The sequence below is a fragment of the Sphingomonas palmae genome (genome assembly GCF_900109565.1).
GTDB lineage: Bacteria > Pseudomonadota > Alphaproteobacteria > Sphingomonadales > Sphingomonadaceae > Sphingomonas > Sphingomonas palmae.
On record NZ_FNZZ01000002.1, the window covers coordinates 323,985 to 343,385 of the forward strand.

18 protein-coding genes are annotated in these 19,401 nt (G+C 68.9%); 8 read left to right on the forward strand and 10 right to left on the reverse strand.

Features of this window, described 5'->3' with window-relative positions:
- Positions 1–3: 3 nt before the first annotated feature.
- From BMW51_RS06095 to BMW51_RS06110, 4 genes are read right to left on the reverse strand one after another with little or no spacing between them, the layout of a single operon-like run.
- Positions 4–555: a hypothetical protein gene (locus BMW51_RS06095; protein ID WP_093004420.1), complete on the reverse strand. Its 552-nt coding sequence runs from the start codon at positions 553–555 to the stop codon at positions 4–6.
- On the reverse strand, positions 552–833 hold the full coding sequence (locus tag BMW51_RS06100) for an ETC complex I subunit (protein WP_093004422.1): 282 nt from the start codon (positions 831–833) through the stop codon (positions 552–554). Before BMW51_RS06100 ends, BMW51_RS06095 begins: the two co-directional genes overlap by 4 nt.
- A gap of 41 nt (positions 834–874) precedes the next feature.
- Entirely contained in the window at positions 875–3,313 is a 2,439-nt protein-coding gene (hrpB, locus tag BMW51_RS06105; RefSeq protein WP_093004424.1) for an ATP-dependent helicase HrpB, read from the reverse strand.
- A 13-nt stretch (positions 3,314–3,326) separates the two neighbouring features.
- The gene (locus tag BMW51_RS06110) at positions 3,327–4,322 is read right to left on the reverse strand and encodes an adenosine kinase (protein WP_093004426.1); all 996 of its coding nucleotides are present in this window, start codon (positions 4,320–4,322) and stop codon (positions 3,327–3,329) included.
- Between the two features lie 119 nt (positions 4,323–4,441).
- On the opposite strand from BMW51_RS06110, the gene BMW51_RS06115 reads away from it, so the two are divergent.
- From BMW51_RS06115 to BMW51_RS06145, 7 genes are all read left to right on the forward strand, one after another.
- Entirely contained in the window at positions 4,442–5,110 is a 669-nt protein-coding gene (locus tag BMW51_RS06115) for an EI24 domain-containing protein (protein ID WP_093004428.1), read from the forward strand.
- The gene (locus BMW51_RS06120; RefSeq protein ID WP_093004430.1) at positions 5,107–5,463 is read left to right on the forward strand and encodes a hypothetical protein; all 357 of its coding nucleotides are present in this window, start codon (positions 5,107–5,109) and stop codon (positions 5,461–5,463) included. Before BMW51_RS06115 ends, BMW51_RS06120 begins: the two co-directional genes overlap by 4 nt.
- 83 nt (positions 5,464–5,546) lie before the next feature.
- Positions 5,547–6,464 (forward strand): ABC transporter ATP-binding protein, encoded by a 918-nt coding sequence (locus tag BMW51_RS06125; protein WP_093004432.1) that lies wholly within the window; start codon positions 5,547–5,549, stop codon positions 6,462–6,464.
- The gene (locus BMW51_RS06130; RefSeq protein WP_093004434.1) at positions 6,461–7,678 is read left to right on the forward strand and encodes an ABC transporter permease; all 1,218 of its coding nucleotides are present in this window, start codon (positions 6,461–6,463) and stop codon (positions 7,676–7,678) included. The genes BMW51_RS06125 and BMW51_RS06130 overlap by 4 nt, the downstream gene beginning before the upstream one ends.
- Before the next feature lie 63 nt (positions 7,679–7,741).
- Positions 7,742–8,980 (forward strand): cytochrome P450, encoded by a 1,239-nt coding sequence (locus BMW51_RS06135; RefSeq protein WP_093004436.1) that lies wholly within the window; start codon positions 7,742–7,744, stop codon positions 8,978–8,980.
- Between the two features lie 70 nt (positions 8,981–9,050).
- Entirely contained in the window at positions 9,051–10,121 is a 1,071-nt protein-coding gene (locus tag BMW51_RS06140; RefSeq protein ID WP_245708303.1) for a DUF3667 domain-containing protein, read from the forward strand.
- A gap of 75 nt (positions 10,122–10,196) precedes the next feature.
- Complete coding sequence (locus tag BMW51_RS06145) at positions 10,197–10,508, forward strand: hypothetical protein (RefSeq protein WP_093004440.1); 312 nt, start codon at positions 10,197–10,199, stop codon at positions 10,506–10,508.
- A 417-nt stretch (positions 10,509–10,925) separates the two neighbouring features.
- Here BMW51_RS06145 and ftsH read toward each other — a convergent pair whose 3' ends face one another.
- The 6 genes from ftsH to BMW51_RS06175 form a co-directional block, all read right to left on the reverse strand.
- A complete protein-coding gene (gene ftsH, locus BMW51_RS06150; protein ID WP_093004442.1) occupies positions 10,926–12,905 on the reverse strand; it encodes an ATP-dependent zinc metalloprotease FtsH in 1,980 nt (659 codons plus the stop codon).
- Between the two features lie 64 nt (positions 12,906–12,969).
- A complete protein-coding gene (gene tilS, locus BMW51_RS06155) occupies positions 12,970–13,980 on the reverse strand; it encodes a tRNA lysidine(34) synthetase TilS (protein ID WP_245708304.1) in 1,011 nt (336 codons plus the stop codon).
- Positions 13,958–14,917, reverse strand: a complete 960-nt coding sequence (locus tag BMW51_RS06160; RefSeq protein ID WP_245708305.1) for a tetratricopeptide repeat protein — start codon at positions 14,915–14,917, stop codon at positions 13,958–13,960. The genes tilS and BMW51_RS06160 overlap by 23 nt, the downstream gene beginning before the upstream one ends.
- 71 nt (positions 14,918–14,988) lie before the next feature.
- A complete protein-coding gene (locus tag BMW51_RS06165; protein WP_093004444.1) occupies positions 14,989–15,969 on the reverse strand; it encodes a helix-turn-helix domain-containing protein in 981 nt (326 codons plus the stop codon).
- Between the two features lie 119 nt (positions 15,970–16,088).
- The gene (ptsP, locus tag BMW51_RS06170) at positions 16,089–18,359 is read right to left on the reverse strand and encodes a phosphoenolpyruvate--protein phosphotransferase (protein ID WP_093004446.1); all 2,271 of its coding nucleotides are present in this window, start codon (positions 18,357–18,359) and stop codon (positions 16,089–16,091) included.
- Between the two features lie 80 nt (positions 18,360–18,439).
- Positions 18,440–18,769 (reverse strand): hypothetical protein, encoded by a 330-nt coding sequence (locus BMW51_RS06175; RefSeq protein WP_093004448.1) that lies wholly within the window; start codon positions 18,767–18,769, stop codon positions 18,440–18,442.
- Positions 18,770–18,956: 187 nt separating this feature from the next.
- On the opposite strand from BMW51_RS06175, the gene BMW51_RS06180 reads away from it, so the two are divergent.
- Complete coding sequence (locus BMW51_RS06180; RefSeq protein ID WP_093004450.1) at positions 18,957–19,373, forward strand: hypothetical protein; 417 nt, start codon at positions 18,957–18,959, stop codon at positions 19,371–19,373.
- Positions 19,374–19,401: the final 28 nt, after the last annotated feature.

Sequence of the window (19,401 nt, forward strand, 5' to 3'; positions counted from 1 at the left end):
GCTCTACTCGCGCGCGACCAACACCATCTCGAACACGCGATCGGCGTCCTCCAGCAGCAGGAACTGCGGGATAGGATCCAGCGACGGCACCCAGTAGCTGACGCCCGACCGGCCGAAGCCGAACAGCGGGGTAGCAGCACCGAAGCGGATCGTCCCACGAGCGCCCAGCTCGGTCGTCACATGTACGTCGCCGACCGCGTGCAGGTCGACGATCGTGCGCACGCCGAACGGCTCCGCGCGCTCGATCGCCGCGCGTCGCCCGGTCAGGACATACCGCGTCCGGCCGCGTAGCCAAGCGTCGACGAAGAAGCGTCCGACAAAGAAAAACAGCCCGATCAGCAGGAAGAGGAGGCCGAACAGTCGGAACGGCAACGGTGCACCGTCGCTATGACCCACGCCGATGTTCCAGAAGATGACGAAGCCGAGCCAGACCATGCTGAACGGCACCAGCATCAGGTCCCGCCGCGTCAGCCGCAACCCGCGCGCGGGCGCACCCTGCCACACGATCCGCTCGCCCGGCGCCAGTCTGGGCCAGGGCGTCGCGGACAGCGTCACCGGAAATTGTCGGCGTAGCTCTGCAGCTTGAGCTTCTTGGTCGGTGTCGGGATCACCGTATAGGCGAGCCCCTGATCCTCGGCGTAGGCGACCGCGGCGTCGCACGACGGAAAGCTCAGCTTCACCTGATCGCGCACGTCGCCGCTGCCGGCCCATCCGGTCAGCGGGTCGGCACGCTTGGGCTCGGTCGGCTCGAACTCCAGCACCCAGTGATCGGTCGCGAACCGACCCGACTGCATGGCGTTCTTCGGGCGCTGATAGATGCGGGCGTTGGCCATTAGCAAAACTCTCGAACCGGTCTCGTATGTTGCCAGATGCTCTAGCGCGCGCCGGCGTTCCGCGCATCCGCCTTTTTGGTCCTGAGCGTCGCGGTCGCTGCGGCCGGATCGTCGGGCCAGGGATGCTTGGGATAACGCCCGCGCATCTCCTTCGCCACCGCCACCCACGATCCGCGCCAGAAACCGGGCAGATCGCGCGTCGTCTGGATCGGGCGCCCCGCGGGCGAGGTGAGCGACAGCACCAGCGGCACGCAGGCCTCACCGACGACCGGGTGCTCGGCCAGCCCGAACAGCGACTGCACCCGCAGCGTGACGGTCGGGCCGGCTTCAGCGGCATAGTCGATCGCGTGCGTGCTGCCCGCCGGTGTGGTGAACTCAGGCGGCGCGAGCCGGTCGATCTGGCGCTGCGCGTCCCAGCCGATCAGGTTCCGCAACGCGTCGGTGAGCGCACCCGGCGGGATCGCGTCCAATCGCCGCCGCCCCTCGACCAGCGCTGGCAACCATTCGTCCAGCCGCTCGGTCAACATCTCATCGTCGAGCGCGACCCTCGCGAACGCTGCACGCTGCCGAAGCGCGATCGCCCCCTCGCCCCACGGCAGCAGCGCGACACCATGCGCGCGCACGCCCTCGACCAGCGCGGCGGCGATCGCTTGTGGATCGGCGCGCGTATCCGGTCCCGACGACAGCCGGATCGCCCCGAGCCGCCGCTCACGCACCGGCTGCACCGTCCCAGTGTCGGGGTCGAAGGTCGCGCTGCGTACCGTCTCGATCCGGTCGGCGAACAGCGCCTCGACCTCGGCGAGCGTCAACGCCGCCGCCGACAGGATGCGGGCGCCCGCCGCACTCCCCTGCGTTTCCGCGACCGCGAGCCATTCCGCGCGCGCGAGCGAGGCGGTCGCGTCGAGCCGGAACCCGCGCCCGCCGACCGATGCCCAGCGCTCCCCGCTAGCATCGCGGCGGCGCGAGACGCGATCGGGAAAGCCGAGCGCCAGCGTCGCGCCGATACTCGCCTCCTGTTCAACGGCGCCCTCCGCGCGTCCGGCTGAGGTCGCCCAGCGCGCCGCGAGCTTGCGCGCGCCCTCCGACTTATGCCCACGCTCGCCGCGCCAGCGTCGTAGTCGCACCTCCAGATCGGCGTCGGGGCCGCCCAGCCCGCGCTCCTGCAACAGCACCGCGATCTCGGCCGCCAATCGCTTATCGGGCGCGGCGAGCAGCATGTGCGCGAGCCGCGGCGCCATCGGCATCGCCGCGATCCGCCGGCCGTGCGGCGTCGGGCGCCCGTCCTCACCCAGCGCGCCGAGCGTCGTCAACCGCGCACGTGCCTCGGCGATCGCAGCCTCGGGCGGCGGGTCGATCCAGCGCAGCTCGCGCGGGTCGGCGACGCCCCAGATCGCGGTGGCGAGCAGCAGCGCCGACAGGTCCGCCTCCAGGATCTCGGGCGGATCGAAGCGCGGCATCCCCGCGGTCGCCGCCTCTTCCCACAGCCGGTACGCGACGCCCGGCCCCTGCCGCGCCGCACGGCCGGCGCGCTGCGTCGCCGCCGCCTGGCTCTCGCGCTCGGTCACCAGCCGCGTCATCCCCGCCGCGCGGTCGTAGCGCGGGCGCCGCGCGAGCCCGGAATCGACCACCACGCGGATGCCGTCGAGCGTCAGGCTCGTCTCCGCGATCGATGTCGCGAGCACCAGCTTGCGTGCACCATCCGGCTCGGCGCGAATGGCAGCGCGCTGCGCCGCCGGGTCGAGGCTGCCGTGCAACCGGTGGAGGGTGAAGCCGGGCAAATCGCCGAGCGCCGTCGCGGTCCGCTCGATCTCCGCGACGCCCGGCAGGAACGCGAGCACCCCGCCCTCTTCCTCCGCCAGCGCCTGCCGGATCGCCCCGGCCATCGCCTGCTCAATTCGCTGCTCGCCCGCGCGTCCGACGTGGCGCAGCGTCAGCGGGTAGCTCCGCCCCGCGCTCTCGATCACCGCCGCCTTGTCCATCAGCGCGGCGAAGCGCGCGCCATCGAGCGTCGCCGACATCGCCACCACGCGCAGGTCCGGCCGCAACCCGGCTTGCGCGTCGAGCGCCAGCGCCAGTCCGAAATCACCGTCGAGGCTGCGTTCGTGCACCTCGTCGAAGAGGATCGCCGATACGCCCGACAGTTCGGGATCGGTTTGCAACCGCGCAGTCAATATGCCTTCGGTCACGACCGTCACGCGCGTCGCCGCCGACCGCTTGCTGTCGAGCCGCGTCGCGTAGCCGAAGGTGCGCCCGACCGCTTCGTCGGCCAGCGCCGCCATCCGCTCCGCCGCCGCGCGCGCGGCCAGCCGACGCGGGGAGGTGACCAGCACCTCGCCCGTGCACCAATCCTCGGCTAGCAGCGCGGGCGCGACCGCCGTCGTCTTGCCCGCCCCCGGCGGCGCCACCAAGACCGCCGATGACCGCGCGCGCAGCGCCGCGAGCAGGTCGGGCAGAACGGCGTGGATCGGCAGCGCCGTCACGGGATTACTCCGGTCAGAGCGCCTTCTGCGCCAGCTCCTTCAGGTCCGCGATCGGACGCGCGCCGAAATGGCTGATGACCTCGGCCGCGCATACCGCGCCGAGCGTCAACGACTGCTCCAGCGTTTGCCCACGCGCCTGGCCGTGCAGGAAACCGGCGGCGAACAGGTCGCCCGCCCCGGTCGTGTCGACCACCGCGTCAATGGGCTGAGCCGGCACCGTCACGCGCTCGGTTCCCGCCTGCGCCAGCGCGCCGCGCTCGCTCAGCGTCACGACGACCAGCGGCACCTTGGGCGCGACCGCCGCGATCGCCGAGTCGACGTCCGCCGCCTGCGTCAGGAACACGATCTCCGCCTCGTTGGCGAACAGCACGTCGATCAGCCCCTGGTCGATCAGTTCCTGGAACGCGTCGCGGTGGCGATCGATCACGAACTCCGCCGACAGCGTGAACGCGACCTTGCGCCCGGCCTTGCGCGCGATGTCGATGGCGGCGCGCATCGCCGCGCGCGGCTCCTCCGGGTCCCACAGGTAACCCTCGAGGTAGAGGTAGCGCGCATCCTCGATCAGCGTGGCGTCGATCGACTCCGCCGGCAGGTAGTGCGACGCGCCCAGGAACGTGTTCATCGTCCGCTGCCCGTCTGGCGTCACGAAGATCAGGCAGCGCCCGGTGGTCGGCTGCCCCGCACGCGCCGACACGTCGAAGCGAATGCCCGCGGCGTGGATGTCGTGCGCGAACACCTCGCCCAACTGGTCGTCGGCGACCTGCCCGATGAAGGCGCACTCGCTGCCCAGCGCCGCCATCCCCGCGATCGTGTTCGCGGCCGAACCGCCCGATACTTCCTGCCCCGGCCCCATCTTGGCGTAGAGCGCGTCGGCCTCCTCGGGCGAGAACATCAGCGCCATCGCGCCCTTGGTCATGCCGTTCTCGGCGACGAAGGCGTCGTCGGCGGGCGAGAGGACGTCGACGATGGCGTTGCCGATCGCGACAACATCGTAACGGGGTTCGGTCAAAAGGGTGCTCCAACAGGGGCGCGGGCATATCGGCCGGCGCGGATGGCGCTCGCGGTAGCCAAGCGGCCGGCACGCCGCAACCATTGACGCATACACCGCAGGCAGCGATCCTCGCACCCATGTTCCGCGCGCTGCTGCTCTCGCTCGGCCAACTCGGCGACCCTGCGATCCGGCGCGTGCTGGCCAAGTCGCTGGCGCTGACGCTCGCGATCTTCGCGGCGCTCGGCGCGGCGATCTGGTGGGGGCTCGACGCGGCGCTGGCGGAATGGCGCTATCACGGGGCGCTCGCGGGTGCGGCGGCGAGCGTCGCGACGCTGCTGGCGCTGTGGCTGCTGTTCCGCGCCGTCGCGGTGCTGGTCGTAGGCGTGTTCGCCGACGACGTCGTCGCCGCGGTCGAGCGCAAGCATTATCCCGAAGCATTGGCGAGCGCTCGTGCAGTCCCGCTTCATCGCTCCATGCAGATGGGTCTGGGCTCCGCGGTGCGGTTCCTCCTCGTCAACCTCCTCATGACGCCGGTGTACCTTGCGCTGCTGGTCACTGGCGTTGGCACCGCGGCCGCGTTCTTCGTGGTCAACGCGTGGCTGCTCGGACGCGACCTGTCGGACATGGTGGCGAGCCGGCATCTGTCGCGTGCGGCGGTGCGCGACTGGCGCAAGGCGAATGCGGCCAAACGCTTCGTGCTGGGGCTTGCGGGCACGGGGTTGTTCGTGGTTCCGGTGGTCAATCTGCTTGCCCCCGTGCTCGGCGCGGCGATGGCGACCCATCTGTTCCACAGGACGCGACCATGATCCGCCGCTTGCTCCCGCTCGCTCCCTTCGCCGCCCTCGCCGCCTGCGGACCGACCGGCGTCACACCGCCACCCGCGCTCAGCAGCGCGCCGTCGCAGGCCAATCTGCCGGTGATGGGACAGGACGCCGCCGGGCTCGTCCGACTTTTCGGCGATCCCGACGCCGACGTACGCGAAGGCACCGCGCGCAAGCTCCAGTTCGAGAGCGCGATCTGCGTCCTCGACGCCTACCTCTACCCAAAAGGCAGCGGCGACCCGCGCGTCACCTGGGTCGACGCGCGCCAGCGCGACGGCAGCCCGATCGACCGCGCCAGCTGCATCGCGGCGCTGTCGAGACGCGAGGGCGGCAAGTAATCGCACCCGCGAGGACGGCAAGTAACGCTTCCGGGCCACGCAACGCCGCGCTACCACGACCGGCGAACGACGGGGGCGATGGCGTGGCAGGGGATTGGGCGGTCACCGCCGAGGGATTGGTCAAGCGCTTCGGCGAGCGCCGCGTCGTCGACGGCGTCGATCTGGCGGTTCCGGCGGGTGCGATCTACGGCGTGCTCGGCCCCAATGGCGCGGGCAAGACCACGACGCTCCGGATGCTGCTCGGCATCATCGAACCCGACGAGGGCGAGCGCACGCTGCTCGGCCGCGCGCAGCCGCAGGACGCGAGCGATCACGTCGGCTATTTGCCCGAGGAGCGCGGGCTCTACCCGGCGATGAAGGCGCGCGAGGCGATCGCGTTCATGGGCGCATTGCGCGGGCTCGACTGGCGCCTAGGGCGCACGCGCGCCAGCGAGATGCTGGAGGCCGCCGGGCTCGGCCATGCCGCCGACGAGAAGATCCGCAAGCTGTCGAAGGGCATGGCGCAGCTCGTCCAGCTGCTCGGCTCCGTCGTCCACCAGCCCGACGTGCTCGTGCTCGACGAACCCTTCTCCGGGCTCGATCCCGTCAACCAGGAGCGGCTGGAGCGCCTGATCGTCGCCGAGCGCGATCGCGGCGCGACGATCCTGTTCTCGACCCACATCATGTCGCACGCGCAGCGCCTGTGCGACCGGCTCGCGGTGATCGCGGGTGGCAAGCGCCGCTTCGAGGGCACGGTCGAGGACGCACGCGCGCTGCTGCCGCAGCAGGTCCATTATGTGCCCAATCATCCCGGCGCCGACATCGCTGCCACGCTCCCCGACGACGCGACCCGCGACGGCGAGGGCTGGCGCTTCACGCTGCCCCCGGACGGAATAGAGCGCACCTTGAAGCAGCTGATCGACGCCGGTCACGGCATCTCAGGGCTGTCGATCGAGCGGCCTGCCCTGCACGAGGCCTTCGTCCACATCGTCGGCGCGCAGGCCGTGGAGACCGCACGATGACTCGCTTCCAACGCCAGCTCCGCCAGACGCTGACGATCGCGCGACGCGACTTCATCGCGACCGTATTCACGCCGATCTTCCTGCTGTTCCTGTTCGCGCCGCTGATCATGAGTTCGTTCGGTGCGATCGGCGGGCTGGGCGCCGCGAACGCGGCCGATGGTTCGTCCGACAAGCAGCGCATGGTGCTCGTCATGCCGCTCGACGAGGCACGGCTGGTGCGCGCGGCGGACGAGCAGTTACGCGCCACCTTTCCTCGCGACGCGCGCCCCCCTGCGATCGTTGTCGTCGCCGATCCGGTTGACCCGCGCGGGCAGCTGCAACGGCGCGACTTCGACGTGTCCGCGGTGATGCAGGGGCCGCTCGACCGCCCCGCGATCTTTTACGCCGCGGGCAATCGCCGCGACGCGCGCTACCTCGCCGCCGTCGCCGACGTGGCGCTGCGCCGCCACGCGACCGGCGAGGCGCGGTTGTCGACCCCCGTGATCGAGCGAGTCAGCGTCTCTACCCCGTCGCAGGGCGGACAGAAGACCGCCGCGTTCTTCGCCGTGTTCGGCATCTTCTTCCTGACGCTGTTCCTGTCGGGGCAGGTCGTCGGCACGATGGCGGAGGAGCGCAACAACAAGGTGATCGAGGTGCTCGCCGCCGCGGTGCCGCTTGAATCGGTGTTCCTCGGCAAGCTGCTCGGCATGTTCGGTGTCGCGGTGCTGTTCGTCGCCTTCTGGGGCACGATCATCACCCAGGTGGGGCAGTTCCTCCCGGCCGATCTCGCTTCGCAGGCGGCACAGCTCGTGCCGGCGGTAGGGCTCGGCTGGTTCGCGCTGCTGTTCGTCGCCTATTTTACCACCGCCTATCTGCTGCTCGGCGCGGTGTTTTTGGGCGTTGGCGCTCAGGCATCGACGATGCGCGAGATTCAGATGCTCTCGCTGCCGATCACCGTCGTACAGGTTGGCATGTTCGCGCTCTCCAGCGCCGCCGCGTCGCGCCCGGGGACGTGGATCGCGACGCTGGCCGAGTTGTTCCCGCTCTCCTCTCCCTTCGCAATGGCGGGGCATGCCGCCAACCGACCCGAGCTGTGGCCGCACGCCGCGGCGCTCGCGTGGCAGCTCATGTGGGTGTCGATCTTCATCACCGTGGGCGCGCGGCTGTTCCGGCGCGGGGTGCTCCAGTCCGCCAGCAGCAAGCCGGCGTGGAAACGGCTTTTCGCGCGCGGCTGATCGCAACACTGTTGACAGCAATGTCAGTTAGGTTTCTTCTCGCAACCAAATAGGAGAGAGAAGATGGCGACGCTTGCGCGAGACGCTGCCCCCGCGGTCGACCCGTTCGACGTCAGCCGGCCTGAGCTCTACCGTGACGATACTTGGGCTGAGCCGTTCCGCCGCCTGCGCGCCGAGGCGCCGGTCCACAAGGTCGAGCATTCCGAGTTCGGGCCCTATTGGTCGGTGTCGACCTACAAGCCGATCGTCGAGGTCGAATCGCTCCCCGACCTCTATTCGTCCGAAATCGGCGGCTTCACCATCGCGCCGTTCGCACCCGAGGGCAGCGAGGTGCGCATGCCGATGTTCATCGGCCGCGATCGTCCCGTCCACACCGGACAGCGCCGCACCGTCGCCCCCGCCTTCACGCCGAGCGAGATGGTGCGGATGACCGCCGACATCCGCCGCCGCACCGCCGAGATCCTCGACGCACTCCCCTATGGCGAGACGTTCGACTGGGTTGACCGCGTCTCGATCGAACTGACGACGCAGATGCTCGCGATCCTGTTCGACTTCCCCTGGGCCGATCGGCGCAAGCTGACCGAATGGTCCGACTGGGCGGGCGATATCGAGATCATCAAGAACGATGCGTTGCGCGAGCAGCGGCTGGCCAAGATCTACGAGATGGGCGCCTATTTCCAGGGCCTGTGGAACGCCAAGCTCAATGCGGAGCCTACCCCCGACCTGATCAGCATGATGATCCACTCGGACGCGATGAGCCACATGGACGCGCACGAGTTCATGGGAAACCTGATCCTGCTGATCGTCGGCGGCAACGACACCACGCGCAACACGATGAGCGGCCTCGTCTACGCGCTCGACCAATTTCCCGGCCAGCGCGCAAAACTCGAGGCGGACACCGGCCTGATCGCCAACACCACCAGCGAGATCATCCGCTGGCAGACCCCGCTCGCGCACATGGCGCGCACGGCGACCGGCGACACCGAACTCGCCGGACAAAGAATCGCGGCCGGAGACAAGGTCGTCATGTGGTACATTTCCGCCAACCGCGACGAGAGCGTGTTCGGCGACAATGCCGACGACTTCCAGGTCGACCGCGCCAACGCGCGTCGTCACCTCGCCTTCGGCCACGGCATCCACCGCTGCGTCGGCGCGCGGCTGGCCGAGCTGCAGGTGTCGATCCTGCTGGAGGAGATGGCGGCAAGGCGGATGCGCGTGAACGTCGTCGGCGAACCCGCGCGCGTCGCCGCCTGCTTCGTCCACGGCTACCGCGCGCTGCCGGTCGAACTGTCGCGCTATTGAGGACTTGAGCCCCCGCCGTTTGCGGCTAGCATCGCTGCCGACAAGCGGGGGCTTCGACATGGTTGGTGAGATGGCAGCGGACGTGATGACCGGCGGCGTGATCGCGCACGCGGTCGAGCCGCGCGCAGGCGGGCACGTGGCGGCGGGTGAGTTCGAGCACGGCCTATGCCTCAACTGCGGCACCGCGCTGATCGACGCACACTGCCATCGCTGCGGACAGGCCGGCCACGTCCACCGCACCGCCGGCGCCTTCTTTCACGACATACTCCACGGCGTGTTCCACTTCGAGGGCAAGGCGTGGCGCACGCTGCCGATGCTCGTGCTTCACCCCGGCGCACTGACGCGCCGCTACGTCGCGGGCGAGCGCGCGCGCTTCGTCTCGCCGATCGCGCTGTTCCTGTTCTCGGTCTTCCTGCTGTTCGCGATCCTGGCGCAGCTGCCGATGTTCCACCTCGGCGACAGCGCTTTGCTCAAACCAGGCGCGGGGCTGAGCGAGGTGCAGGGTCGCGTCACCGCCGAGCAGCAGGCCACGCGCGAGGAGCTGGTCGGTTTGCGTTCCGCGCTCGACACCATCAAGCGCACACCGGGCAGCAACCCCGCCACTGTTGCGCACATGGAACGCCAGATCGTGGAAGCGCAGGACAAACTCTCCGGACTCCAGACCGCGCAGCGTGTGCTTCCGCGCGAAACGACGCATGTCGGCGACAAAAGCGACTGGTTCGGCGCGATGGTCGAACACGCCAAGGAGAACCCGAAGCTGCTGCTCTACAAGCTGAAGAGCAGCGGCTACAAATACAGCTGGGCGCTGATCCCCCTGTCGCTCCCCTTCCTGTGGCTGCTATTCCCGTTCAGCCGGCGCTTCGGCTTCTACGATCACGCGGTGTTCGCGACCTACTCGCTCACATTCATGTCGCTGCTGACGATCGTGACCGCACTGTTGATAACGGCGGGTGCATCGTCGTCGGTGGTGATCGTCGCGCTCGCCGCCGCAATGGTACACATCTACAAGCAACTGAAAGGTGCCTATTCGCTCAGCCGCGGCGGCGCGCTGGTGCGGACGCTGGTTCTGGCAACCTTCATCTGCTGGGCGATCGTGCCGTTGTTCCTGACCGGTCTGCTCTACCTCGGGCTCGCCGACTGATCGCGCAACCTGTGGCGGGTGTTTGCGTTACGGAACCCACCGACGATGCACCATTCACCCAGGGAGAATTGTACCATGCGTAAATTCCTGCTCACGCTAGCGGCCGCCGGGCTCGCGGTGCCGACTGCCGCCGTCGTCGCACCGACGCACAAGGCCGAGGCGCGCGAATATCATGGCAAGAGCTACAAGCACCGCCGCTACCGCGGCGCGCGTCGCTGCCGCTACTCGAGCGGTACGACCGGCCTGATCGCGGGCGGCGTCGGCGGCGCGGTACTCGGCAACGCCGTCGGCGGCGGTCTGCTCGGCACCGTCGCCGGTGGCGCGGCAGGTGCGCTCGGCGGCCGCGCGATCGACCGCACGATCACCGCGAAGAAGCGCTGCCGCTGACGTCATGCTCCTCCCGCTCACATAGGCGGGAGGACGCCATTTGGTCGATCAGTCGCGATCGCCTACGTTTGCGCTGTTCAACGCCCGCTGTAGCGCTGCCGCGATCGGCGGCATTCTCTCAGCCTCTACTCCATCAGCGTTGTGAAGTTTGCGGCCCTTCGCGGCCGAGGATTGGTCGCTCACCAGGCTTAGGATCTCTGCGCGATCTGCGCAGCGACGGCTTTTCGGCTCTTCTTTCAGGCCACCCGCATCTCGGGCGAATCTACCGATGATGACAGGTTCAGCCTGCTTTCCACCGTCCTTCGATCGGGCTGATCATGACCGGTCGGGCGTGTACCTGGACGGAACGAACCAAACGAAAAGGCCGCGGAAGGTGTCCCCTCCGCGGCCCTTTGCTGTTTCACGTACGACGGCGTGTCAAGCCCCCGCGGGTGACGGGCTGCCGAACGGACCGCTCGGCCGCTTGGTCTTCGGAATCGAGGTACCCGCACTCGGCACCACCACCGTCTTCGCACCCGGCTCGCTGCGGCCGATGTCCTCGCCCGCGATCAATCGCTTGATCTCTTCGCCATTGAGCGTCTCATACTCGAGCAGCGCACCCGCGAGCGAGTGAAGCTGATCGATGTGATCGCTCAGCACCTGCTTCGCGCGCGATAGACCGCCCTCGACGATGCCCTTGATCTCGTCGTCGATCAGCTGCGCGGTCGAATTCGACATCCGCACCGGCTGCGACGAGGAGTAACCCAGGAAGCTCTCGCCCTCGGGCTGCGCGTACTCGACCGGCCCGACCTTGTCCGACATGCCCCATTTCGTAACCATGTCGCGCGCCAGACCCGTCGCGTACTGGATGTCGCCCGACGCACCCGACGACACCTTGTCGTAACCGAAGATGATCTCCTCGGCGACGCGTCCGCCCATCGCGACGGCAAGGTTCGCGTACATTTTGTCGCGGTGATAGCTGTAGCTGTCGCGCTCGGGCAGGCGCATCACCATGCCCAGGGCACGGCCACGCGGGATGATCGTCGCCTTGTGGATCGGATCGGACGCGGGCTCGTGCATCGCGACGACGGCGTGACCCGCTTCGTGATACGCGGTCATCCGCTTTTCATCATCGGTCATCACCATGCTGCGACGCTCGGCGCCCATCATGACCTTGTCCTTGGCCTCCTCGAACTCGGCCGATGCGACCAGCCGCTTGCCCTTGCGCGCCGCCATCAGCGCCGCCTCGTTGACGAGGTTGGCGAGGTCCGCGCCCGAGAAGCCCGGGGTGCCGCGCGCGATCACGCGTGCGTCGACGTCGGGCGCCAGCGGCACCTTCTTCATGTGCACTTCGAGGATCTTGACGCGACCGTCGATGTCGGGACGCGGCACCACGACCTGGCGGTCGAAGCGGCCGGGACGCAGCAGCGCGGGGTCGAGCACGTCGGGACGGTTGGTCGCCGCGACGATGATGATCCCCTCGTTCGCCTCGAACCCGTCCATCTCAACCAGCAGCTGGTTGAGCGTCTGCTCGCGCTCGTCATTGCCGTTGCCCAACCCTGCACCACGGTGACGACCAACCGCGTCAATCTCGTCGATGAAGACGATGCACGGCGCCGACTTCTTCGCCTGCTCGAACATGTCGCGCACGCGGCTGGCGCCAACGCCGACGAACATCTCGACGAAATCCGAGCCCGAGATGGTGAAGAACGGCACGCCCGCCTCGCCCGCGATCGCGCGGGCGAGCAGCGTCTTGCCGGTACCGGGCGAGCCGACCAGCAGCGCGCCCTTCGGAATCTTGCCGCCCAGCCGCGCGAACTTGGTCGGGTCCTTCAGGAACTCGACGATCTCAGTCAGCTCGGCGCGCGCCTCGTCGATGCCGGCGACGTCGTCGAACGTCACCTTGCCGTGCTTCTCGGTCAGCATCTTGGCGCGGCTCTTGCCAAAGCCCATCGCGCCGCCCGCGCCGCCACCCTTCTGCATCTGGCGCACGACAAAGAAGGCGATACCAAGGAACAGCAGGAACGGCAGCGACTGGTAGAGCAGAACCATCCAGATCGACGGGCCCTCCTCAGGCTTGCCCGCGACCTCGACGCCAGCCTTGCGCAGCCGTTCGATCAACCCGCTGTCCTGTACCGGATAGGTGCGGAACTTGTCGCCGGACGAGAAGGTGCCGGTGATCATGTCGCGCGACACGTTAACCGTCTTCACCGTGCCCTCGTCGACCTTGTCGAGGAAGGTGGAATAAGCAACCGTGTTGCCCTGCGCGCCGCTGGTGCGTCCGTCGAACATCGTCACGACGACCGCGAGCGCCAACAGGATGCCTACCCAGATCAGCAGGCTTTTCATCCACGGGTTCGGGCCACCGGGATTGCCGCCGCCGTCACCGTTGCCAGACTGCTTGTCGTTGTCGTTCATTCGGGAGCCTTTCGTCCGCGAATATGTAGGCGCGCCGGGGTTAATGGCAATGGAACAAGACCGTTCACGATGATCGACGCGGCCGCGCCCGGACGAAGCGCCAGACCGGTCCGTCGCGCGGGTCGCGCAATGGCCGGCACAGCACCTCGCCCAGCGTCACCGTCGCGCCGCGGTCCAGCGCTGCAACGCCCCGCGCCACCGCCGATCCGCGAGGGTCACCGGCCGGATCGATCGTCAGCACACAGCGCGCGACCAGCCGACGCCGCAGATCGAACGGCAGTCCCGCCGCAGCCATGACGACTTCGCCGTCCGCCTCGGAGCACCGTTCTTCCCACATGCGCTGCGTCATCCAGTCGAGCGCTTCGTCCGCGTCCGCGAGCGCCGAGGCGCTTCGCGACCATGCCGCTGCATTGATCCAGCCCGCGCCTGCCAGTGCCGCACGCACCCGCGCCCGGTCAAAACGCGCATCACGGTTGCTCGGATCGTCGACCGGCGTAATGCTGCACGCCGCCACGATCGCTGCCAGCTCGTCGCGCCGCCAGCCGAGCAGCGGCCGGATCACGTCTCCGTTCCCGGCCCGCACCCCGGCGAGCCCCGACAGCCCGGCACCGCGATTCAGGCGCATGGCGATCGTCTCGACCTGATCGTCGGCGTGGTGCGCGGTCGCAATCGCCGCCGCTCCGACCTCGCCCGCGTGCGCGCGCAGCAACGCGTAGCGCAGCGCCCGCGCCCGCGCCGACACGTTGCGCGTGCCAGCGGCGCGCGTCGGCAGCGCACCCGTCAACACCGCGTGCCGTACGCCGATGCCCGCGCACAGATCGGCGACCCACCGCGCCTCAACAGCCGCTTCCGCGCGCAGACCATGATCGACCGTCGCCGCGACGCAGCCGTCCCCGAGCACGCGGTGCGCCAGCAGCAGCAGCGCGACGCTGTCGGGTCCGCCCGATACCGCGACCAGCAGCGGCGCGTCCGGCGTGAACGTCCGCCCGAGATCGTCCGCGAAGCGCGCGACCGCCGCGGGATCAATCGCGCGCGAACAGGTCAGCGCGAGGTTACTTGCACTTGGCGGTAACACGCGCCTTAGCGATATCGGCCTTCATACTGGCGGAGATCTTGTCGCCGTAAACGTCGGTCAGCTCGCCGTAGACCTTGCATGCGTCCGCGGGCTTGTTGAGCTTGGTCAGCGACTGTCCGAGATAATAGAGGCTATCGGGCGCGCGCTCGCCTTCGGGGAACTTCTTATAATTGTCGTAAAAAGCGATCGACGCCAGGCTCGGCTTGCCTTCGTCGAGGTAGCTGCGGCCGAGCAAATTTTGCGCGTAGCTGGCGCGGCGGTGCTTGGGGTAGGTCGCGACCACCTGCTTCAGCTGCGCCTCGGCCTCGGGATACTTGCCCGCGGCGTACAGGCGGTAACCGTAGACGTAGGCGTCCTCGCCCGCGTCGCCGGTGCTGGGCTTCTCGATCCCGCTGGCAGCAGCCGCGCGCGCCGGGGCAGCGTCGTCGGGCGGGGTCAGCACGCCGCCGCCGCGCGCGACCGGCTTGCCGCTCGCCGCCTCTGCCGCCGCCGCGCGCGGGGCCGAGGGCACCGTCACCCCCGCCGCATCGACGTCGCGCGGCGCGCCGGCGCCCTGCCCCGCGAGCTTCGCGTCGGTCGCCTTCTTATAGGCGGCGAACTGATCCTCGATCTGGCGCAGGCGATATTGCGTCTGCTCGATCTGCCCCGTCATCGTCGCCATCTGCTGCTCCAGCGCGACGACGCGGTTGTTGAGGTCGGTAACCGGACTGGTCGCCGGAGTCCCCGCGGGCACCGCCGCGCTCGTTTCGGGCGAGATCTGCGGCTCGACCATCGCGGCATTGCCGTTCGGGAACACCTTGCGCTGCACCGCGCGCATCTCGCTCTCCAGCCGGCCGACGCGTCCCTCGACGTTCGACTGCGCGGTCGCGGGCGCAATGCCTGCCACCAACATCATCGCGCCGACCGCGCTTCCCGTACCCAACCACAATCTGTTCATGCGTCGCCCCCGACCCTCGATCATCATGCGCCCCAACTCGCCCAACGCACCTGTCCCTTCGCTGAAGCAGCCTATTGCGCGGCCGGCGTGGCTGTCGCAGCCGGCGCGGCGCCCTGCGTCGCGGCACGGTTGGCAGCCGCGGCATCGTCCGCGGCCGGCGACGCGAACGCTGGCGGCAGCGCGTTGCTGCGGCGCTGACCGGCCGCACGCGCCGGCACCGCGCGCGACACGACCGGCGTCGACGCGCCCGCACTTGGTGTCGGCGATGGCGCCGCGCCCGTGGCACGCCCGGCCAGCGCGGTCGCACTGATGCCGATGTCCTTCAGCGGCCGGCTGCCGTCACCCAGCGGCGCGATCACGCGGTCGCCGACGGTGATCCGCAGCTTGTCGGGGCGCCCGACGTTGATCTTGGGATCGTTCGCGTTCGCCGGCACCTCGAACCGCTCGCCCGGCTTCATCGTGCCGATAAACAGCGTCTTGTCGGCGGCATCGTAGACGCGCAGCCAGACATCGTCGGCGGCGGTCAGCACCACCGGACCGTTCGCGGCCGGTGTCGGCACCACCGTGGGTGCGGGCACCGCGGCGGTCACCTGCGCGTTGCCGATCGCCTCCGACCCGCTATCGCCGCCGCGAAACACGCCGGTCGCGAACCACAGCAGCGCCAGGATCAGCACCGCGAGCGCCAGACCCAGCGCGACGATCACCACGGTGCGCGACGGCCCGCGCGCGGGATCGGCGATCTCCTGCACGTGATGGTGCTGGCGCTGCACCGCACCGGGTGCATTCATTTCCTCGCGTATCTCGCGGCCGATCACGACCTGGTCCATCCCCACCGCGCGTGCGTACGCCTTGGCGAAGCCGACCGCGTAGGTCGACGAGGGCAGATCCTCCAGCCGGCCGTTCTCAATCGCTTCCAGGAACCGCTGCGTGACCCGCGTGCGCGTCGCGACCTCGGGCAGCGACAGTCCCTGTGCCTCGCGCGCGGCGCGCAGCCGCTGACCGACCGTCGCCGGTTTCGCGCCCGCCATCTCGCCCAAGTCGCCGTCGCTCATCTTGTTCTCCAGCGCGCAGCCTTTCCCCGATCTGGGCCCCGATTGGCTGCAACCCGAACCTGCGTGTTTCAAACGGGCCGGTGAGTGTCAACCGGACCCGCGCGTCAGCGATCGCAGGATCACGCCAATTCGACGCCTTCGCCCGTCGCCCACTCCGACAGTGCGCCGCGGAAGTCGCGCGGCGGCTGCGCCAGCAGCGCCGTCATCCGCTCGCCAAGGCGCGCGCGGTCGATCGAGCGGATCATCGCCTTGATCGGCCCGACCGCCGCCGGGGTGATCGACAGCCGCTCTATACCGAGCCCGATCAGCGCCATCGCCTCAAGCGGCCGCCCGCCCATTTCGCCGCACACCGCGACCGGCACGCCGGCGGCACGCGCCTGATCGGACACCAGCTTGACGAACCGCAGGATCGAGGTCGACAACCAGTCGTAGCGTTCGGCCAGCTTCGGGTTGGCGCGATCGGCGGCGAACAGGAACTGCGTCAGGTCGTTGGTGCCGATCGACAGGAACTGCACGCGTGGCAGCAGCAGGTCGAGCTGATAGGCCAGACTCGGCACCTCCAGCATCGCGCCGTAGCGTATCTCATTCGGCAACCGCCGCCCGCGCGAGGCGATCCAATTGCGCTGCGCCTCGAACAAGGCCTTGGCCTCGTCGAATTCCCACGCCTCGCTCACCATCGGGAACATAACGTTGAGTGTCCGCCCCGCCGCCGCCTCCAAGAGCGCGCGCGCCTGCGCCTTCATCAACCCGTCGCGTTCCAGCGCGAGCCTGAGCGCACGCCACCCCATCGCCGGGTTCTCCTCCTCCGCGTCGTCGGAGACGAGGTAGGGCAGCGCCTTGTCGCCGCCGATGTCGACGGTGCGGAACACGACCGGCCGGTCACCCGCCGCGTCGAGCACCTCGCGGTAGAGCCGCTGCTGACGCTCGCGCTGCGGCAGGGTGGCGGATACGAGAAACTGGAATTCGGTGCGGAACAGCCCGATCCCGTCGGCACCCGTCACGTCGAGCGCCGCCACGTCGTCGCGCAGCCCCGCGTTGACCATGACGGTGATGCGGTGGCCGTCGCGCGTCTGCGGCGCCAGATCGCGCAGCGCGGCGTAGGCCGCCTTGCGCTTCTGCCGGAGCACCAGCTTGGCGTCGAACGCTTCCTCCATCGGCAGCGTCGGGCGCACCAGCACCGATCCTTCTGTCACGTCGAGCAGCAGCAGATCGCCTTCCGCGATCGTCCGCCGCACGTCGCGCACGCGCCCGAGAACCGGAACCCCCATCGCGCGCGCCACGATCGTGACGTGCGCGGTCAGCGACCCTTCCTCCAGGATTACGCCCTTCAACCGCCGGCGATCGTATTCAAGCAGCTCCGCCGGACCCAGATTGCGCGCGATCAGGATCGTGTCCTGCCTGAGCCCCAGCTGCGCCGCCGTGCCCATCTGACCCGACACGATCCGCAGCAACCGGTTCGACAGGTCCTCCAGATCGTGCATCCGGTCGGCGAGCAAAGGATCGTCGATCTGCCGCATCCGCTGGCGCGTGCGCTGCTGGACCCGCTCGATTGCGGCCTCGGCGGTCAGTCCGCTGTCGATCGCCTCGTTGATCCGTCGTGCCCAGCCCTCGTCATAGGCGAACATCTTGTAGGTGGCGATCACCTCCTGATGCTCATCGCCGACGCCGAACTCGGCCTCGCGCGCAATGCGGTCGATCTGCTCGCGCATCTTGTCGAACGCAGCGTAGACGCGGTGGCGCTCGGCCTCGGTATCCTCCGCAACCGTATGCTCGATCGTGACACGCGGCTGGTGGAACACCGCATATCCCGCCGCCATCCCGTCGACCAATTTCTGCCCCGCGGTGCGGACGGTCGCGGTCGACTGCACGCGGTCCTTCGGCCCGCCCTGATCGATCAGCCCAGCGTTGGCGATCAGTTCCGAGAGCACCATCGCCACCGTCTGCAGCGCCTCGATCTCGATGTCGGCGTAACGGCGCGGATCGGCGTGCTGCACCGCCAGCACGCCGACCGAGCGCTCGCGCCGGACGATCGGCACGCCGGCGAAGCTGTGGTAACGATCCTCGCCCGTTTCGGGCTTGTACGCGAAGTCGGGGTGGCTCGCCGCCTCGTCGAGGTTGAGGATCTCGTTCTGCTCGGCGATGGTGCCGACCAGCCCTTCGCCCAGCGCCAGCTTGGTGACGTGCACCGCCTCCGGCGCGAGGCCCCGCGTCGCAAACAATTCGAGCACGCCCTCGCGCAGCAGGTAGATCGAGCAGACCTCGCTATCGAGCGCCTCGCCAATGATCTCGACCACCTGGTTGAGCTTCGCCTGCGCCGGCGACCGCGCCGCCATCACGTCGTGCAGGCGGGTCAGGATTTCGCGGGCGGAGGCGGCAGCGGAGACAGGCATGGCCGGGAGGCTAACAGACGTGGGCCGAGGGTGCCACGCAACATATCGTTGGCGGCACCGACACGATTGTTAGCACCGCGTCACGCTGCCTCGGCCTTGTTCGCCGGCTTCGGCTTCTTCGGCTTTGGCGCTTGCTTCGGCTTGTGGGCCGCCGGCTTCTTGCCCTTCTTCGGCTTCGACCGCTCTTCCATCAGGAACACGCCCGCCGCGAGTGCCAGCGCTGCCGCCCCGACACCCACCGCTGCGCCGATCGCCAGCGCGCGGGTGTGGTCGTCCTTCGCTTTCGCCTTGGCAGCAGGCGACGCAGGCTTGTCTGCCGGCTTCGTCCCGGTATGCGAGTGCGGCGGTTCCTGGATCGGATAGGGCGACTGGTTACCCTCCGGCACAGGCGGCGTGTGGGCGTGCGACATGCAGAACTCCTTGGATTGCTGGAAAGCGCAACGCGACGGCGCCGCGTCTGCTCCCTCACGCGCACTCAGGTAAGACATGACCCACGTGCAAGACCACGTGTGCCGCCACCCGGTGCTCATCGGAACGAGGCTGTACAAACCTGAGCGATCGTGGATGATGGCCGGATAATCCGGGGGAAGCAAAGTCATGAAATGGATCATCGCCAGCGCCGTTCTGGTCACCGGCAGCACGACGCTCGCGCAGCAGAACACGCCCAGCTTCTGCGCGCGGCTCGCGCCGCAAATCGGCCTGCACGCGGCCAGTACGCCCGGCCTCTACGAAGGCCGGCTGATCTCGGGCCTGAAAGCCGCCTTTATCGGCGGATCGGCGTCGATCGCCTTCGGGGTGGAATCGGTCGGCGATGTCTCGCCCGGCGACGAGGCCGCGCTGCGCAAGGCATGCAGCGTGAAAAAGGCGGAGTATCGCTGCGTCGTCGATCGCCCGATGGTGCTGATGGTATCAAGCAGCAAGGGCGACGGTCGCGTCGAGGCACAAGCGGGCGAGAAGGCGCTGGTGACCACCAAGGGCATGCGGGTGCGCTGCGCCGACGGCGTCACCAGCTGAGCCGGCGTTCGTTAGCTACGCATCGTTG

What these genes read in the sequence shown, in the direction of transcription:
- BMW51_RS06130 (WP_093004434.1), top strand. Translation starts at nt 6,461, where the DNA reads ATGACTCGCTTCCAACGCCAGCTCCGCCAGACGCTGACGATCGCGCGA.
- BMW51_RS06160 (WP_245708305.1), bottom strand. Translation starts at nt 14,917, where the DNA reads ATGAACAGATTGTGGTTGGGTACGGGAAGCGCGGTCGGCGCGATGATG.
- BMW51_RS06120 (WP_093004430.1), top strand. Translation starts at nt 5,107, where the DNA reads ATGATCCGCCGCTTGCTCCCGCTCGCTCCCTTCGCCGCCCTCGCCGCC.
- BMW51_RS06135 (WP_093004436.1), top strand. Translation starts at nt 7,742, where the DNA reads ATGGCGACGCTTGCGCGAGACGCTGCCCCCGCGGTCGACCCGTTCGAC.
- BMW51_RS06145 (WP_093004440.1), top strand. Translation starts at nt 10,197, where the DNA reads ATGCGTAAATTCCTGCTCACGCTAGCGGCCGCCGGGCTCGCGGTGCCG.
- BMW51_RS06115 (WP_093004428.1), top strand. Translation starts at nt 4,442, where the DNA reads ATGTTCCGCGCGCTGCTGCTCTCGCTCGGCCAACTCGGCGACCCTGCG.
- BMW51_RS06140 (WP_245708303.1), top strand. Translation starts at nt 9,051, where the DNA reads ATGGCAGCGGACGTGATGACCGGCGGCGTGATCGCGCACGCGGTCGAG.
- ftsH (WP_093004442.1), bottom strand. Translation starts at nt 12,905, where the DNA reads ATGAACGACAACGACAAGCAGTCTGGCAACGGTGACGGCGGCGGCAAT.
- BMW51_RS06180 (WP_093004450.1), top strand. Translation starts at nt 18,957, where the DNA reads ATGAAATGGATCATCGCCAGCGCCGTTCTGGTCACCGGCAGCACGACG.
- BMW51_RS06175 (WP_093004448.1), bottom strand. Translation starts at nt 18,769, where the DNA reads ATGTCGCACGCCCACACGCCGCCTGTGCCGGAGGGTAACCAGTCGCCC.
- BMW51_RS06100 (WP_093004422.1), bottom strand. Translation starts at nt 833, where the DNA reads ATGGCCAACGCCCGCATCTATCAGCGCCCGAAGAACGCCATGCAGTCG.
- ptsP (WP_093004446.1), bottom strand. Translation starts at nt 18,359, where the DNA reads ATGCCTGTCTCCGCTGCCGCCTCCGCCCGCGAAATCCTGACCCGCCTG.
- BMW51_RS06165 (WP_093004444.1), bottom strand. Translation starts at nt 15,969, where the DNA reads ATGAGCGACGGCGACTTGGGCGAGATGGCGGGCGCGAAACCGGCGACG.